Annotated in this window: 17 protein-coding genes; 8 read left to right on the forward strand and 9 right to left on the reverse strand. The window is 60.6% G+C overall.

The features are described from left to right. Window positions 1-84: 84 nt before the first annotated feature. From G5193_RS15400 to G5193_RS15420, 5 genes are all read right to left on the reverse strand, one after another. Entirely contained in the window at window positions 85-1194 is a 1110-nt protein-coding gene (locus G5193_RS15400; protein ID WP_421206305.1) for a YeeE/YedE thiosulfate transporter family protein, read from the reverse strand. Between the two features lie 129 nt (window positions 1195-1323). Continuing rightward, window positions 1324-2247, reverse strand: a complete 924-nt coding sequence (gene rarD, locus G5193_RS15405; protein WP_216952315.1) for an EamA family transporter RarD — start codon at window positions 2245-2247, stop codon at window positions 1324-1326. Between the two features lie 118 nt (window positions 2248-2365). Then, on the reverse strand, window positions 2366-2536 hold the full coding sequence (locus tag G5193_RS15410) for a hypothetical protein (protein WP_005341999.1): 171 nt from the start codon (window positions 2534-2536) through the stop codon (window positions 2366-2368). A gap of 125 nt (window positions 2537-2661) precedes the next feature. Continuing rightward, the gene (locus tag G5193_RS15415; protein WP_421206307.1) at window positions 2662-4158 is read right to left on the reverse strand and encodes an aldehyde dehydrogenase; all 1497 of its coding nucleotides are present in this window, start codon (window positions 4156-4158) and stop codon (window positions 2662-2664) included. A 125-nt stretch (window positions 4159-4283) separates the two neighbouring features. Next, window positions 4284-4826, reverse strand: a complete 543-nt coding sequence (locus G5193_RS15420) for a cupin domain-containing protein (protein WP_042012327.1) — start codon at window positions 4824-4826, stop codon at window positions 4284-4286. 186 nt (window positions 4827-5012) lie between these two features. Here G5193_RS15420 and G5193_RS15425 point away from each other — a divergent pair, with 186 nt between their 5' ends. From G5193_RS15425 to G5193_RS15450, 6 genes are all read left to right on the forward strand, one after another. Then, entirely contained in the window at window positions 5013-6344 is a 1332-nt protein-coding gene (locus tag G5193_RS15425) for an aspartate aminotransferase family protein (RefSeq protein ID WP_216952313.1), read from the forward strand. Between the two features lie 81 nt (window positions 6345-6425). Continuing rightward, entirely contained in the window at window positions 6426-7922 is a 1497-nt protein-coding gene (locus G5193_RS15430) for a CoA-acylating methylmalonate-semialdehyde dehydrogenase (RefSeq protein WP_421206309.1), read from the forward strand. 86 nt (window positions 7923-8008) lie between these two features. Next, window positions 8009-8737 carry a glutamine amidotransferase-related protein gene (locus G5193_RS15435; RefSeq protein ID WP_227341756.1) on the forward strand — a complete coding sequence of 243 codons (729 nt, stop codon included), beginning with the start codon at window positions 8009-8011 and terminating at the stop codon, window positions 8735-8737. A 155-nt stretch (window positions 8738-8892) separates the two neighbouring features. Beyond that, window positions 8893-9864 (forward strand): LysR substrate-binding domain-containing protein, encoded by a 972-nt coding sequence (locus G5193_RS15440; RefSeq protein WP_227341757.1) that lies wholly within the window; start codon window positions 8893-8895, stop codon window positions 9862-9864. 105 nt (window positions 9865-9969) lie between these two features. Then, the gene (locus G5193_RS15445; RefSeq protein ID WP_421206312.1) at window positions 9970-10809 is read left to right on the forward strand and encodes a PfkB family carbohydrate kinase; all 840 of its coding nucleotides are present in this window, start codon (window positions 9970-9972) and stop codon (window positions 10807-10809) included. 333 nt (window positions 10810-11142) lie between these two features. After that, window positions 11143-11595 (forward strand): Rrf2 family transcriptional regulator, encoded by a 453-nt coding sequence (locus G5193_RS15450; RefSeq protein WP_033114760.1) that lies wholly within the window; start codon window positions 11143-11145, stop codon window positions 11593-11595. 53 nt (window positions 11596-11648) lie between these two features. Here G5193_RS15450 and G5193_RS15455 read toward each other — a convergent pair whose 3' ends face one another. Then, the gene (locus tag G5193_RS15455) at window positions 11649-12170 is read right to left on the reverse strand and encodes a ferredoxin-type protein NapF (RefSeq protein ID WP_216952305.1); all 522 of its coding nucleotides are present in this window, start codon (window positions 12168-12170) and stop codon (window positions 11649-11651) included. Between the two features lie 140 nt (window positions 12171-12310). Between G5193_RS15455 and G5193_RS15460 the strand changes: the two genes are divergently transcribed. Both G5193_RS15460 and rmuC read left to right on the forward strand, forming a co-directional pair. Further along, window positions 12311-12526, forward strand: coding sequence for a hypothetical protein (locus G5193_RS15460; protein ID WP_033114762.1), 216 nt, complete (start codon window positions 12311-12313; stop codon window positions 12524-12526). Beyond that, entirely contained in the window at window positions 12523-13863 is a 1341-nt protein-coding gene (gene rmuC, locus G5193_RS15465; RefSeq protein WP_236095644.1) for a DNA recombination protein RmuC, read from the forward strand. Before G5193_RS15460 ends, rmuC begins: the two co-directional genes overlap by 4 nt. Before the next feature lie 66 nt (window positions 13864-13929). On the opposite strand, the gene G5193_RS15470 is transcribed toward rmuC, so the two are convergent. The 3 genes from G5193_RS15470 to glnG form a co-directional block, all read right to left on the reverse strand. Next, the gene (locus tag G5193_RS15470; protein WP_421206314.1) at window positions 13930-14226 is read right to left on the reverse strand and encodes a hypothetical protein; all 297 of its coding nucleotides are present in this window, start codon (window positions 14224-14226) and stop codon (window positions 13930-13932) included. A gap of 204 nt (window positions 14227-14430) precedes the next feature. Then, window positions 14431-15432 (reverse strand): adenosine deaminase, encoded by a 1002-nt coding sequence (add, locus tag G5193_RS15475; RefSeq protein ID WP_236095642.1) that lies wholly within the window; start codon window positions 15430-15432, stop codon window positions 14431-14433. Window positions 15433-15573: 141 nt separating this feature from the next. Continuing rightward, window positions 15574-16992, reverse strand: a complete 1419-nt coding sequence (glnG, locus tag G5193_RS15480) for a nitrogen regulation protein NR(I) (protein WP_005339666.1) — start codon at window positions 16990-16992, stop codon at window positions 15574-15576. Between the last annotated feature and the right edge of the window lie 9 nt (window positions 16993-17001).

Here is a 17001-nt window from a genome sequence, read left to right on the forward strand (position 1 = left end):
AAAGAGAGCCAGTCCGCGCAAGCGGACTGACTCTCTTTATTTGGTGTGACCCGACTCCCTTGTTGGCGAGTATCGGTCTGTGACTCAGAGCTTGAACAGCGGGCGCAAGCGAATACCAATCAGGCTGCCGGCGAGGGCCATCAGCATCCAGACCCAGCCGTGCAGGCTGCCGGAGGCGGTACCGTCGAAGAAGCCGCCGAGGTTGCAGGCGCTGTACATGGCGCCCATCCCCATCAGCAGGCCGCCGAGGATGGAGGCCAGATTGTTGCCGATCCGCATCGGGGCGAAGTTGCCACCACCGCTGATGCAGCGCGCCAGCATGGCCCCCAGAATGCCGAGCCAGAACATGCCGACCATGGGGTTGATGAAGAGCGGCTGGGCCAGCTTGGGGTTGCCCTCGAACAGGCCGAACAGGGAGGCGCCGCGCAGCGCCATGTCATAGACGGCGCCAGTGATGGTCCAGGCCGAGCCGTGCAGGGCGACGACAGTGGAGTTGAGTATGGCGATGATGATGCCGCCGGTCAGTACGGTGAAGCGGCCATCGCGCCAGAACAGGTTACCGCCGCTGAAGAGGGGCTTGAGTTCGCCGGTACGCTTGAGTTCGCTCTTGCGAAACAGCAGGAACAGCACGGCGACCAGCGCCAGGTTGAGCAGCATGCCGCTCCAGATATTGCCGGTCAGGTCTTTTGCCAGCACCACTTGGCTGGAGAAGGTGGCCTCCAGTTCGGGGCGGAACTGGTTGCTGATAAGGGTGCCGATGCCGTAGCAGATCAGCACCAGCCAGAAGCGAGGTTGTCCCTCGCCGCAGCAATAAAGAGTGCCGGTGGCACAGACGCCTGCCAGCTGCATGCCGATGCCGAACAGGAAGGCACCGACGATGAAGGGAATGCCGATAGCCATCACGTTGCCCACCATGGCATCGCCAAACAGGGCGTGACTAAAGGAGAGGAAGGTGGTGAACAGCAGAATTTCGATGGCGATGGTGAGCAGGTGAACCCGCACATAGTAACTGTTGCGCTTGGTCAGCATTTCGCGCCAACCGAACACGATGCCGAAGCGGCTGAAGGAGAGGGTGAAGCCAAAGCCGAATCCGATCAGGGCCATCAGGGCCCATTTCATACCAAAGGTGTTGCCAAGCCAGAGTAACGCTCCCCCCGCGATTGCCACGATGGGGAGCGACCATTTTCGAGTCATAGCTGTAATTCCTTATAGCTGGATGGAGAATAGGGAGTGCGGATCCTATTCCCACATTGAGTCCAAGGCTACCGTTTTAACAGGTCAGGGGGCGAGAAAATGGCATATCGCTTCTGATGACTTTGTTAGCTACTGATTTGATTTTGAAGGCTTTATATTGCTCGTTGCAGCAGGACGCTTGCCGTTGCGCAGCCCATCCAGCGTGAAGATCAGCAGCGCGCTCCAGATACAGGCGAAAGTAAGAGCCTTGTCCATTGCCAGCTCCTCGCCGTAGAGAGTGACAGCGAGGATGAACATCAGGCTGGGGCCTATGTACTGGAAGAAGCCCAGGGTGGAGAGCTTGAGCCGTGTCGCGGCGGCGGTGAAGCAGAGCAGAGGGGCTGTGGTGACGGCGCCAGCAGCGATCAGCAGCAGGTTGAGGTGCCAGTCGTTCTGGGTGAGATGGCTGGTGGGGCTGTCGGCAATGCCCCACAGATAGATTGCTGCCGGTGGCAGCATGATCATGGTTTCGATCAGCAGACCGGTAAGTGCATCGAGGGCCAGTTTTTTGCGCACCAGGCCATAGATGGCGAAGCTCGATGCCAACACCAGTGCAATCCAGGGCAGGGAGCCAAAGGCGATAAGCTGGATCGTCACCCCGGCAAAGGCCAGCGCCACCGCCCACCACTGCAGGCGGCGCAGTTTCTCGCTCAGAAACACCATCCCCAGCAGCACGTTGAACAGCGGGTTGATGTAGTAGCCGAGGCTGGCATCCAGCATGTGGCCGTTGTTGATGGCCCAGATAAACAGCAGCCAGTTGCCGCCAACGGTGACCGAGGTAAACGCCAGGGTGAGCAGCACTTTTGGCTGACGCAGCACTGCCTGCACCTTGTGCCACTGGCGGCCAGCCAGGGTGAGCACCATCAGCAGCACGCAGGACCAGATCATCCTGTGGGTCAGAATTTCAGCGGCCGGGACGGCAGAGATGGTCTTGAAATAGATGGGGGCTATGCCCCAAAGGGTATAGGCGCACAGGGCGTAGATGACGCCCTGGCGCTGGATCTGTTGCGGCATGCGGATGACCTTTACTGATGCGTTGGATGCGGGAAAACATCGCAAAAAATCAGTGTAGCGATCCTTTATCGAGGAAAGAAGCGAATAAACGAAGTTTGAGAATACGGTTGGAAGCTGGTCAGCCTTTGCCGCGACGGATCTTGTCGACGTCCATCAACAGCCACAACATCAGGGCGATGGCGGAGATCCAGGGGCCCCAGGTCACGTAGGCCTCGCCGTGCCCCAGCACGAAAAACAGCAGGGGCAACCCGATCACCAGAAAAAGTACGCTTCCCAGAAAAAATAGCATTTTTGTCTTTATATTTAATGGTTTGCTTATTTGATGATTATATCGATTGTGCCGCCTGATGGAAGACCAAAATGCAAAAGGGGGGATTTCTCCCCCATTGCTGATGATGATGGCTATTTATACCTTTATTCGAGCTGGATCCAGGTACTTTTCAGCTCGGTGTACTTCTCCAGCGCGTGCAGCGACTTGTCACGACCGTTACCAGACTGCTTGAAGCCACCAAACGGCATGGTCATGTCGCCGCCATCCCAGTTGTTGACGAATACGGTGCCAGCACGCAGGGCGCGGGAACCCTTCACCGCCTTGTTGAGATCCGCGGTCCAGATCGCTGCTGCCAGCCCGTAGTCGGTGTCGTTGCCCAGTGCAATGGCCTCTTCGAGCGTGTCGAAACCGGTCACTGCCAGCACAGGGCCGAAAATCTCCTCGCGGAAGATCCGCATCTCGGGTGTCACCTCGTCGAAGATGGTGGGCTCGATATAGAAGCCGCCGCTCTCAAGATTGGTGCGTTTGCCTCCCAGCAGTAGCTTGGCTCCCTCCTGCTTGCCAATCTCGACATAGCGCAGCACCTGCTCCATCTGGATGTGATCCACCATGGCGCCGATGCGGGTCGCAGGGTCGAGCGGGTTGGCTGAGATCCACTCGCGGGCATGGGCCAGCAGTCGCTCCATAAATTGCGGCTTGATGCTGTTTTGCACCAGCAGGCGAGAGGCGGCGGTACACACCTCGCCCTGGTTGTAGAAGATGGCGCCAGCGGCGCTCTTGGCCGCGGTATCCAGGTCCAGCGCATCCGCCAGTATGATGTTGGGGCTCTTGCCGCCGCACTCCATAAAGGCGCGCTTGAGGTTGGACTTGCCGGAACACTCCACCAGGTGCTTGCCGATTTTGGTGGATCCGGTGAAGGTGATGCAATCCACATCCATGTGCATGGCCAGCGCCTCGCCCACGGTATGGCCAAAGCCCGGCAGCACGTTGAACACGCCGTCAGGAATGCCTGCCTCCTTGGCCAGACCTGCGATACGCAAGGCGGTCAGGGGGGACTTTTCGGAAGGTTTGAGAATGACCGAGTTGCCGGTAGCGAGCGCCGGCCCCAGCTTCCAGCAGGCCATCACCAGCGGGAAGTTCCACGGCACGATGGCGGCAACGACCCCGAGCGGTTCCCGGGTCACCAGCGCCAGGGCGGATTCCTCGACCGGCGCGACCTGATCGTAGATCTTGTCGATCGCTTCGGCGTTCCAGGCGATGCAGTTGGCGGCGGCAGGGGCATCGTAGCCCATGGCATCGCCGATGGGTTTGCCCATGTCCAGCGACTCCAGCAGTGCCAGCTCCACCTTGTTGAGACGCATCAGTTCGGCGAAGCGCTGCATGATCAGCTTGCGCTGTTTCGGCGGCAGGCCGCTCCAGCGCTTGTCGTTGAAGGCATCACGCGCGGCCTGTACCGCCAGCTCGGCATCGGCGGCATCGCAGGCTGCTACCTTGGTCAGCAGCTTGCCGTTGGCCGGGTTGATACAGTCGAAGGTGGCACCATTGACGGCATCCCGATAGCTACCGTTGATAAAGGCTTGTGAGGGCAGGGTCAGATGGGCGGCCTTGTGTTGCCACTGGGCCAGGGTCAGGTCACTCATGTTCACTCCTTGAACCGGCAAAAGTCATTGTCCGCGTATCAATATGCTAAACATCCTGCCACTTGTAAATCCATTTTGTAACAATTCATTAAACATTGGCGGCTGGCTGACCCCTTATCACCCTGTTAGAAACTGGCGGGGGTATTGGCCGAAATCAATACGCACTCCTGCTCGCCCACATTGCGAAAACGGTGAGGAGTGCGGCTGTCGAAGTAGTAGCCGTCCCCCGGTGTCAGCAGGTAGATCTGCTCACCCACGGTCACTTCAACCTCGCCCTTGATAACGATGCCGCACTCTTCACCCTCGTGGCTCAGCATGTCGTCGCCAGTGTCGGCGCCCGGTGGCAGCACCTCCTGCAACATGCCGATGGCACGGTTGGCACGGCTGTGGCCCACCAGCCGGTAGCTGATGGGGTGAGTGCCGAGATCCGGCATATCGGCGGCGCGAAAGATCACTTCGGAGTCCATTTCGGTCTCGTCAGTAAAGAAGCTGGCCAGTGACATGGGGATCCCTTCCAGCACCTTGCGCAGGGAGGCAACTGACGGGCTCACCTGATTCTTTTCGATCTGGGAGATGAATCCGTTGGTCACGCCCGAGCGTTTGGCCAGCTCGCGCTGGGAGAGGGCCGCCTTGGTGCGAACCGCCTTGAGACGGTGACCGATATCCATCGATAGACACTCCTTGACTGTTTACTATTATTAAATTTGTGTTAAATATCTTATACCACCCTGTAGAGTCATCTAGCTAGGGGTGGCATTAGACAGGGCGATAATGAGCCCTTTTTTATGGATTCAGGTGTTTAATTTAATAGGCAATGGCCAATAGTTGCTAAACACCTTAAGGATGAGGTGACCATGAAACCGATCAGCGACATCAATACTCCCTCCGACATGTCCGCCTTCTGGATGCCGTTCACCGCCAACCAGCAGTTCAAGGCGGCGCCGCGCATCCTGAAGTCGGCGGAGGGGATGTATTATCACTCAGAGGATGGCCGCAAGATACTGGATGGCACTGCCGGACTCTGGTGTTGCAACGCGGGCCATGGTCGGCGCGAGATTGCCGAGGCGGTCTCCCAGCAGATTTCCCACCTCGATTTCGCCCCCACTTTCCAGATGGGCCACCCGTTGCCGTTCGAGCTGGCCAACCGGCTGGTGGAGATCGCTCCCCAGGGCTTTGGCCATGTCTTCTATACCAACTCCGGCTCAGAGTCGGTTGATACCGCGCTCAAAATCGCACTGGCCTGGCAGCGGGCTCGCGGTCAGGGCACCCGCACCCGGCTGATTGGTCGCGAGCGGGGTTATCACGGGGTTGGCTTTGGCGGCATCTCGGTGGGGGGCATTCCTGGCAATCGCAAGTGGTTTGGCTCCCTGCTGACCGGGGTGGATCATTTGCCCCATACCCTCAACATCGCCAAAAATGCCTTCACCAAAGGGTTGCCTGAGGAGGATGTGGCGCTGGCCGACGAGCTGGAGAAGATCGTTTTTCTGCACGATGCCAGCAACATAGCGGCGGTGATCGTCGAACCCATCGCCGGCAGTACCGGCGTGCTGATGCCGCCCAAAGGCTACCTCAAGCGGCTGCGGGAGATCTGCACCAAACACGGCATCCTGCTGATTTTTGACGAGGTGATCACCGGTTTCGGTCGCCTTGGCTCTCCCTTCGCCGCGCAGGAGTTCGATGTCATCCCCGACATGATCACCTGCGCCAAGGGGCTCACCAACGGCGCTATCCCCATGGGAGCTGTGCTGGTGCAAAAGCATATTTATGACGACATGATGGCGGCAGGTAAGGGGGCTATCGAGCTGTTCCACGGCTACACCTATTCCGGTCATCCGGTGGCTGCTGCTGCGGGTCTGGCGACCCTCGAGATCTATCGCAACGAGAACCTGCTTAGCCGCGCCGCGGATCTGGCGGGCTACTGGGAGGAGGCGGCCCATTCGCTGAAGGGCTGCAAGCATGTGAAGGATGTGCGCAACTACGGGCTGGTGGCCGGTATCGAACTTGAATCCATGCCGGATGCGCCGGGCAAGCGCGCCTATGAGGTGTTTGTCCGCTGCTTCGAGAAGGGGGCGCTGATCAGGGTGACCGGCGACATCATCGCCCTGTCGCCACCCCTCATCATCGAGCGCAGCCAGATCGATGATCTCTTCACCCTGCTGCAGGATGCCCTGCAGGCACAACCCTAACCCATTTGATGGCCCCGCGCTGGCGGGGCCTTGCGTTGTCTTGTTCAGCGCAATCACCACATCAATTATCACGGAGGATACATGACATACAGGGTCAGCAACTTCATCAACGGCCAGCCGCAGGAGAGTCGTAGCGAGCGCCAGGGCGCCATCTTCAACCCAGCCTGCGGCAAGCAGCAGGGGAGCGTCGGGCTTTCCAGCGCCGCCGAGTGTCAGGAGGCGATCGCCATCGCCGAGCGTGCCTTTGCCGACTGGTCGCAAACCCCGCCGCTGGTGCGGGCTCGGGTCTTTTTCCGCTTCAAAGAGTTGATGGAGCAGCACAGGGACGAGCTTGCCCAGCTCATCAGCCGCGAACACGGCAAGGTCTTCTCCGATGCGCAGGGTGAGTTGACCCGAGGGCTGGAGGTGGTGGAGTTTGCCTGCGGCATTCCCCATCTGCTCAAGGGGGAGCACTCCCTCAACGTCGGCCGTGGGGTGGACAGCTACTCCATGATGCAGCCGGTCGGGGTCTGCGCCGGTATCACCCCGTTCAACTTCCCGGCCATGGTGCCGCTCTGGATGTTCCCGGTCGCCATCGCCTGCGGCAACACCTTTATTCTCAAACCCTCCGAGAAGGATCCCTCTCTCTCGCTGCGGATGGCCGAGCTGCTCAAGGAGGCCGGTCTGCCGGACGGCGTGCTCAACGTGGTGAACGGTGACAAGGAGGTGGTGGATGTGCTGCTGACCGACCCGCGAGTAGGTGCCGTGTCGTTTGTCGGTTCCACCCCTATCGCCCAGTACATCTATGCCACCGCCTCGGCCCACGGCAAACGGGTGCAGGCGCTGGGCGGCGCCAAGAATCACATGGTGGTGATGCCGGATGCGGATCTCGATCAGGCGGTCTCTGCCCTGATGGGGGCCGCTTATGGGGCCGCGGGCGAGCGCTGCATGGCCATTTCGGTAGCCGTGGTAGTGGGTGACGAGACCGCCGATGCCTTGGTAGCCAAACTGAAACCGCTCGTTGAGAAGCTGCGGGTGGGCCCGGGGCTGGGCCAGAGCCCGGAAAACGAGATGGGGCCGCTTATCAGCAAGGAGCATCTGGCCAAGGTGCGCGGTTATGTGGATCAGGGGGTGGCCGAAGGGGCCGCGCTGCGAGTCGATGGTCGCACGCTGAGCCACGACGAGGGTTACTTTATCGGTGGCTGCCTGTTTGACGAGGTGACCCCCGAGATGCGCATCTATCGCGAGGAGATCTTCGGCCCCGTGCTCTCCATCGTGCGGGTGCCGGACTACGAGACGGCGCTGCGACTCATCAATGAACATGAGTACGGCAATGGCACCGCCATCTTTACCTGCGACGGCGACACCGCGCGGGACTTCACGGCGCGGGTACAGGTCGGTATGGTAGGGGTGAACGTTCCCATTCCGGTGCCGATGGCGTTTCACAGCTTTGGCGGCTGGAAGCGCTCCATCTTCGGGCCGCTCAACATGCACGGGCCGGATGGGGTTCGCTTTTATACCCGGATGAAGACGGTGACGGCGCGCTGGCCCCAGAGCCTGCGCAGTGGTGCCGAATTCTCCATGCCAACCATGAAGTGATGAGCCCAGGGCTCACCACCATGATTTGATTCTCTTGCCCCCGCAGATCGCTGGTCTGCGGGGGCACTTCTGTAAAGGAGCAACAGATGCGATTGGGAATTCTCGATTGTGACCGGCTGGATCCCGATCTGGCGGATCGTTTTGGCCCCGTCTACTCCGAGATGTTTATCAGGGGGTTTCAGCCGCTGGCACCCGAGCTGGAGTTTCGGGTCTGGTCAGCCATCGATGGGGAGTTGCCGGAGGATCTGCACGAGTGCGATGCCTGGCTCATCACCGGCTCGCGCCACGATGCCTATAGCGATATCCCTTGGATCCAGGCGTTGCGTGGCTGGATCCGTCGGGCCCATGATGCCGACGTCAAGCTGGCCGGGATTTGTTTTGGTCATCAGGTGATCGCCCAGGCGCTGGGGGGCGAGGTGGTGAAGTCTACCAAGGGGTGGGGGCTGGGAGTGTCGGTGCACCCCATGTTGGCTGATGAGCCCTGGATGGCGCCGTCTCGTGATCAGATCCGTATTCTGGCCAGTCATCAGGATCAGGTGGCCCTGCTGCCCCCCGGAGCGACCCGGCTGGCGGGCAACGATTTTTGTCCCAACTTCATGTTCCTGCAGGGGGACAACATAGTGGCCATTCAGGGGCACCCCGAGTTCTCGGTGGAGTACAACCGGGCGCTGATCGAGCGACGCCGTGGCCTGCTGCCCGACGAGCGTTACCAGAGCAGCCTCTCCTCGCTGGAGGGGGAGGTGGATTCGACCACCATGATGCAGTGGTTGCTGCAGTTTTTGGGGATCCTGCCGCTGCAGGCCGGCGCGGCCTGAGCCCGGTTTGTCAGCGACCCCCTTCGGGTGCTAGATTTTGTAGCAAAATGAAGGATCAAGCGCTGCGATGTCGGGATCGGATGATACACTGGCCGCCCTTTGTGGCGGCCTGTTTGTCTGGCGTGATCGCCGCACCAGCTTGAGAGGGTGAAGCCTTGAAACTACAGCAATTGAAGTACTTGATCGCGATCCGGGACCACAACCTCAACGTCTCGGTGGCGTCCGATGCGCTCTATACCAGCCAGCCCGGGGTCAGCAAGCAGATCGGCCTGCTGGAGAGCGAGCTGGGAGTGCGGATCTTCGAGCGCCGTGGCAAGCATCTGCATCGTATCACCCCGGTGGGCGAGGAGATCATCAAGTGTGCCGAGGCGATGCTCAACATCGAGAGCAAGATCAAGGCGATCTCCCGCGAGTATCTGGATCCGACCGTGGGCACCCTCAACATCCACACTACCCACACCATCGCCCGCTATCTGCTGCCCAAATCGGTTACCTACTTCACCAAGAAGTACCCCAAGATCTCGTTCCACCTCCATCCGGTGATGTCGGCGAGCAAGGAGCAGATCAGCAAGGGGTACTCCGATTTCTCCATCGTTGCCCACGAAATTGGCTTCGACAAGGAGCTGATCGCGCTGCCTGCCTACCTCTGGACCCTCTCGCTGGTGGTGCCGCAGGATCACCCGCTGGCCAAGGTGAAGAAGCCGACGCTGGAGCAGCTCTGCCACTACCCGATCCTCAGTTACGAGAGCGGTGCCACCGGTCGGCAGGTGCAGGACGAGGTGTTTCAGGCGGCGGGGCTGACCCCGAGCTACTACATGACGGTAATGGATGCCGGAGTGATCAAGCGCTACGTGGAGCTGGGCTTTGGCATAGGCATCATCTCCTCGCTGGTGGCCAACGACAATGACACCCCCGGGCTGGTCTCCATCAATCTGGAGCACCTGTTCAAGCCCTGCCCGGCCCAGATCTGCTTCAGCAAGAGTATTCTGCTGCAGAACTACATGTATGACTTCATCAGCTCCTTCTCGCCCCACCTCACCAAGGAGGTGATCCAGAGCGTGATGCAGCAGCCGACCCAGGCGCGCATCGACGAGCTGCTGGCCGGGGTAGAGCTGCCCATCTATTGATCCCGATCGGATTCCCGATCGCTGCCGGTTGTCTCTTCTGTCAGGCTGGGCTCTACTCGGGGTTAGCCTGTCTCTTTTGGGCTATCTCCATCGTCCGAGGTCTCTATGTCCCGCATTCTGCTGCTTGCCAATCTCAACTGTGATCATGTGCTCTCCCTCTCCGAACCGCTGGTGGCGGGGGCCCGGCTGCAATATGTGGATCAGGGGCGCAGGCTCGGCGGTGGCGCCGCCAATACCGGCATCGGGCTGGTGTGGGCAGGTCACGAGGTGACCATTGCCTCCCGCATCGGGCTGGACGAGACCGGCGACTGGCTGCTGGAGCAGGCGGCCGGTTACGGGCTGGATTGCAGCCATGTGGAGCGCTTTGGCGGCGAGACCGGCGAGCTGCTGATCCTGGTGGACTCCACCGGCGAGCGCACCATACTGCGCCGCCCGCGGCGTCCCGACCTGCCCGGCGATCTGCCGCTGGATGGGGTGGATTGCCTCTATGTGAACTATCCCGGCACCGCCATCATCAGTTACATGCGCCAGATGCTCGGCAAGAGCTTTGTGTTGGCCCAGTATCCCAAGGGCGGCCAAGCGCGCCGCCCCTGTCATGTACTGGTGGCCTCCCGCTCCGATCTCGGCGAGGTGAGCGACCCTTGGCAACACGCCCGACAGCTGGCGGGGGAGCAGCTCGAATGGCTGGTGCTGACCGAAGGAAAGGCGGGGGCGGTGGCCATCCACGGCGATGAGCAGATCCGGGTTGCCGCGCGGCCAGTCTCGGTGGTCGATACCACGGGAGCAGGGGATGCTTTCGCTGGCGGATTGATCCATGGCCTGGCGCGCGGCATGGCGATCAAGGATGCGCTACAGTGCGCGGTGGACTGGGGGGCGTTTGCCGTCGCCTCCGAGAGCTCCATCCCATCGGTCGCGCTGAAAAACTGGCTGAAACAGCCGCACTGACGCCCCGTTTATTCACTGTTCGAAGGGAGATTTCCCCTCTTGTCTGTTGGGTGCGGCGGTGAGGAATTTCGGGAAATTTAGCCGCCAGAATGGAGGTAAACGCCGGGCTAACCCGGCAAGTTTGCGATCAATCAAAGAAAGTGTCGATTTATGTGCATCTTCATCGACACCCGGTTGTGCTGCTCTTAACCTTGTCACTCCGCAACTCAGATTAAGAGACAGGCCCCTCCTCTGGCGAACCAATGGCGAACAGAGGCAAACCGGTTGTCTCCTGCCTCTTAGCTCAATGTTGTCGTCCTGATTCCTGGCTTGTAGTAAGAGGCAAGTGCGACCATGCAACTGACACGATTTACCGACTACGCCCTGCGTACCCTGACCTTCCTGGCGGTGCAGCCGGGCGATCGCCTGTCGACCATTACCGAAGTGGCCGATACCTTCGGCATCTCTCGCAACCACGTGGTCAAGATAGTGCACCAGCTCGGCATCAAGGGGTACATCGAGACGGTACGTGGCAAGCATGGCGGTATCCGCCTCGGTCGCTCCGCGGTCTCCATCAACCTGCGCGATGTGGTGATGGATATGGAGCACGTGCTCTGTCCGGTCGACTGCAAGCGCGAGAACTGCCGTCTCTCCGGTGGCTGCCGCATTCAGGGCATTTTGCGCCGCGCCATGAACGCCTTCCTCGAAGTGCTGGGTGAGTACACCCTGGCCGATGCGGTGCGCGATCCGAACCGTCTCTGCCATCTGCTGGGCATCGAGCAGGAGTCAATTCTGGCGATGGCCTGATGGGCAGGAAGCAAGAACAGATATAGAAGGGGCCTGATGGCCCCTTTTGTTTGTCAGCGATTGCCCGGCTGGCGGATCAGGGTGATGGCGCCGTGCAGACAGGCGAGGCCGCAGGCGCCGCAGCCATTGCAGGCATCCATGTTGACGTTGATGCCATCGGCTGTGGCCTTGATTGCCTGCTGGGGACAGGCATCTTCACAGAGCAGGCAGTAGAAGCCCTGCCGTGCCTGACAGCTCTCTTCAATCTGCACCCGGGTCTGCACCTGACGACCCAGCTGCAGGTCGAGGGCGCCGGTGGGACAGGCTCTGGCGCAGCTGCCGCAGTAGCTGCACTGGCCACAGGCGAGATCGAGTACCGGCGTACCGGCGATGGGGCTCCCCTCGTACTCCTCCTGGGTGGCCGGTTTGAGCAGACCGCGCGGGCAGGCCTTGAAACACTCGCCACAGCGGCTGCAGAGGGAGAGGTACTGGGACTCCTCGATGGCCCATGGCGGGCGCGCTTCATGGCAAACCACTGCGGGCTTGCGGGAAGCTTGCCAACCTTGTGTCAGCCAACGGAGGAAATAGTGAGTCATGCTCGCCCCTGATACCTATTAGGGGTTAATTTTATCGAAGTTTCGGGAAGCAGGCCAGAGAATAGCGGCCGTCAGGATCGCAAGCGCAGTTGCCCTTGTGTAAGCTAGGCGGGTCTTTTTACGTGGTTGAATGAAAACATATGTGGCTATTTCTCTGGCGTTCGTCCCTGCTCTATATCTTTCCCCTGCTGATGTGGGGCTACTGCCGCATCAAGGGCATCGAGTTCGTCGAGCTCGATACCGGGGTTAACAGCCACAAGTGGGTGGTGCTCGCCGCCTACCTCATCTACGTGCTGCTCTGGCTGCTGGCCAACCGCTATCTCGAACTCTTCCTGCGCCAGCGGAGCCGTAAATGATCGAGCCCGGGCTCTGGGTCATCCTGCTGCCAGCCGCCGTGCTGGCCCTCGGGCTTGGCTGGCTGATCGGGCGACGGGCCGCCACGGCACAGGCTCAGGAGCTGATGCTGGCGCAGGAGCGGCATCAAGCGTTGCAGGATCGTTTCGACGAGTTGCAGGATGAGCGCATGCAGGGCCAGCAGAAGCTGGATCAGCAGCAGACCCTGCTCATCAAACTCACCGCCCGACTCAAGGATGCGGAAGCGACCCTGCGCAGCGAGCGGCTGGCTGCCGCCGAGAAGCTGCAACTGCAACAGGAGGCGGAGCAGCGCCTCAGCCAGCAGTTCGAGAACCTTGCCAACCGGATCTTCGAGCAAAACTCCGGCAACTTCCGCGAATTGAACCAGAGCAGCCTCGATCTGCTGCTCACGCCACTCAAGGAGCAGCTCGAGGGCTTTCGTCGTCAGGTGGGGGAGACCCACGCCCAGGAGACGGCCCAGCGCCACAGCCTCAAGTTCGAGCTGGAGCGCCTCGCCGAGCTCAATGCTCGTATGACCGAAGAGGCTGCGGCCCTGACCCGCGCCCTCAAGGGCGACAGCAAGCAACAGGGCAATTGGGGGGAAGTGGTGTTGGCGCGGATCCTCAGCGAATGCGGCCTGCGCGAGGGCCACGAGTACCACACCCAGGTCAATATCGAGGTGGAGAAGGGCAAGCGCTACCAGCCCGATGTGATTGTCCACCTGCCGCAGGAAAAAGACATCATCATCGACGCCAAGGTGTCGCTGACCGCCTACGAGCGCTGGTATAACGCCGGGGACGAGCTGGAGAAGGCTGTGGCGCTCAAGGAGCACGTCGCCTCGGTGCGCAACCACATCCGCGAGCTGGGCCGCAAGGATTATCAGCAGTTGCCCGGGGTGCGCACCCTCGACTATGTGCTGATGTTCGTGGCGGTGGAGCCCGCCTTCCTCACCGCGATGGAGGCCGATCCCTCGCTGGTGCGTTACGGTCTCGACAACAATATCCTGCTGGTGAGCCCCACCAATCTCATGGTGGCTCTGCGCACCATCGAAAACCTGTGGCGCTACGAGCGGCAGAACCAGAATGCCCGCCAGATTGCCGAACGGGCCGGTCGCCTCTACGAGAAGCTGCGGCTGTTTGTCGAGGAGATGCAGCAGATGGGCGGCAGCCTGCACAAGGCGCAGGAGAGCTACGACAAGGCGATGGGACGGCTGGTCAACGGCCGTGGCAACCTGATTGCGCAGGTCGAGCGTTTCCGCGAGCTGGGGGTGGAGGTAACAAAGAGCCTACCCGAGCCGCTAGTTGAGCGCGCGCTGGAACGCGACAAGGAGCGGGAGTAGTTTTTCCCTGCATCGCCATCCGCAAAAGGTCCAACCCCGGTTTGGGCCTTTTGCCATTTAACTTTGTTAACAGGCGATGGCTCCCATTCCCACTCGTCTTCTGAGTTTTTGGTATTGCTGGCCAAAGCTGGTTGTTTTTAGAACTGCACTGGTTGGTTGAGTCAATATATGAGCTGCGAGATAAAACATCCCTCGTTGTTTTAATGTCTGCGATCCATATTCCCCCCAACGGCTACCCCCTGTCTCATAGCTCGCTTCTTGCAAGGCGAAGATAACTTTCTCGGTAGGGTATGTATCTTCCTTACCGAATTGACCGAAAAACGAAGCGCGGAAGTGCCCAACAATATCTGGTGTAATATCCATCAAAAACCCTCTTTGTAAGAAGTAACCTCACGGTTACGCAATTAGAATGAGGGAGTTTGGAGTATTGCTCAACTCATTGTTTATAATGGTTTTTCATTGGCGAATTCGTCATGTGAGGCTTTTGGTTTTATGTCTGACCATGTAACAGGCAAATAGAAACGGCCCACCGAAGTGGGCCGTTTCTATTTGCAGTGCCGGTGTGGATCAGCGGCTGGCGGCGCGGGCGCTCAGCTCGGCTTTCTCGCTATCGCTCAGGAAGGCCAGGGTCAGGCCGTTCTGCTGGGCGGTGCGGATTTCGCTCGCGGTCATGCCGGCGGCCGGAGCGGCCACTTCATATTCGTGGGGCAGGTCGATCCCTTCCACCGCCGGATCGTCGGTGTTGAGGCAAGCCAGCACGCCAGCGGCCAGGAACTGGCGGATCGGGTGTTCGGTCAGGCTCGCCACTGTGGTGGTCTGGACGTTGGAGGTGAGGCAGGATTCGATGCCGATGCGGTGCTCGGCCAGATAGGCCATCAGGGCCGGATCCTGAATCGCTTTGACGCCGTGGCCGATACGCTCGGCGCCCAGCTCGCGAATGGCTTGCCACATGCTCTCGGGGCCAGCGGCTTCACCTGCGTGTACGGTGACGCGCATGCCTGCATCGCGCACCTGACGGAAGTGATCGACAAAGAGTTCCCCCGGGAAACCCAGCTCGTCACCGGCCAGATCGATGGCGACCAGCTTGTCGCGGTGGGCCAGACAGGCGGCCAGCTCCCGATTGCACTGCTCGGTGCCGAAGGTGCGGCTCATGATGCCGATCAGGTTGGTCTTGATACCGAAATCGCGGCTGCCCGCGGCCACGCCGTCGATGATGGCTTCTACCACGCCCTGCGGGTGCAGCTTGTGGGCCATCGCCATATAGGCCGGACTGAAACGCAGTTCGGCATAGTCGATACCGGCGCGCAGCAGATCTTCCACGTTCTCGTAGGCGACCCGGCGGCAGGCATCATAGTCGGCCAGCACGGCAACACCCCAGTCCAGCTTCTTCAGGAAGGCGACCAGGCTCGGCTCGTTCTCGACAATCTGTACGTGGGGGCGCAGCGCCTCCAGCTCGAAGGCGGGCAACTGAATGTTGTGTTGGCGACCCAGCTCGAGGATGGTTTGCGGGCGGATGTTGCCGTCCAGATGGCGGTGCAGGTCGGTCAGGGGGAGAGATCTGTCAATCATGGGGGCGCCCTCGTCGAGTCAGGTTTGAAAGCCTGCCATTCTAGGCGGGGCTTTCAAAAAAGATACCCCGTTTATCGTTAAACGGGGTTCTGGCGGGCGGTGATTTGTCAGGGCGTGATGGGAATCGTTTTTCCCCGGGACTCAGGAGAGATCGAGTTCCTTCAGCTTGCGGGTCAGGGTGTTGCGACCCCAACCGAGCAGGCGCGCCGCCTCCTGCTTGTGGCCGTGGGTGTGTTCCAGCGCCGTTTCCAGCATGATCCGTTCGAACTGAGGCATGGCATCTGCCAGGATGTCTGTCTCTCCCAGCGCCAGCTTGCTGGCCACCCACTCTTGCAACTGTTGCTGCCAGCAACCGGGCAACGCCGGTTGGCCCGGTTCGGCGTTGTGGGTGATGGGAGTGAGCAGCTCGGCAGGCAGGTCGCCGACCAGCACTTCTTGCCCCGAGGCCATCACGGTAAGCCAGCGGCAGACGTTCTCCAGCTGGCGCACGTTGCCCGGCCAGGGCAGGCGGCTGATATAGGCCTGGGTATCCGGGTGCAGGCTCTTGGCCTCGACGTTCAGCTCTTTGGCGGCGCGCAGCAGGAAGTGACGTGCCAGCTGGGGGATGTCCTCACGGCGCTCCTTGAGGGCGGGGATGTGGATGCGGATGACGTTGAGACGGTGGAACAGATCCTCGCGAAACTCGCCATCGGCGACCCGTTTCTCCAGATTCTGGTGGGTGGCGGCGATGATCCGTACATCCACCTGCACCGGCTGGTGGCCACCGACCCGGTAGAACTGGCCATCGGCCAAGACCCGCAGCAGCCGAGTCTGCACATCCAGCGGCATGTCACCGATCTCGTCGAGAAACAGGGTGCCACCGTCGGCCTGCTCGAAGCGGCCGTGGCGGATGTTGTTGGCGCCGGTGAAGGCCCCCTTCTCGTGACCGAACAGCTCGGATTCGATGAGATCTTTCGGGATAGCCGCCATGTTGAGGGCGATAAAGTTCTTGTGGGCGCGCGGGCTGTGCTTGTGCAGGGCGTGGGCGACCAGCTCCTTGCCGGTACCGCTCTGACCGTTGATCAGCACCGAGATGCTGGAGCGTGACAGGCGGCCTATGGCGCGGAACACCTCCTGCATCGCCGGTGCCTCACCGATGATTTCGGGAGTGGCGGTGGCTTCTTGCTGACGAGACTTGCGCTTGGTGCGCTGCTCCTTGAGATGATTCTCGGCGCGGCGCACCAGGGTCACCGCTTCGTCGATGTCGAACGGTTTGGGCAGGTACTCGAAGGCGCCGCGCTGGTAGGCGTTGACCGCGCTGTCGAGATCCGAGTGGGCGGTCATGATGATGATGGGCAGATCGGCCTGACGGCGGTGGATCTGCTCCAGCAGGCTCAAACCATCGATGCCGGGCATCCGGATATCGGAGAGGATGACATCGGGCGATCGCAGCTCAAGGGCGTGCAGCAGGGCTTCGCCATCGGCAAAGCTCTCGCAGTTGAAGCCTTCGCTGCCGAGAGTGCGCTCCAGCACCCAGCGGATAGAACTGTCGTCATCGACGATCCACACTTTGGCGGTCATGGGGTTCCC

This window comes from Aeromonas sp. 601027, assembly GCF_049174455.1.
Lineage (GTDB): Bacteria > Pseudomonadota > Gammaproteobacteria > Enterobacterales > Aeromonadaceae > Aeromonas > Aeromonas veronii_A.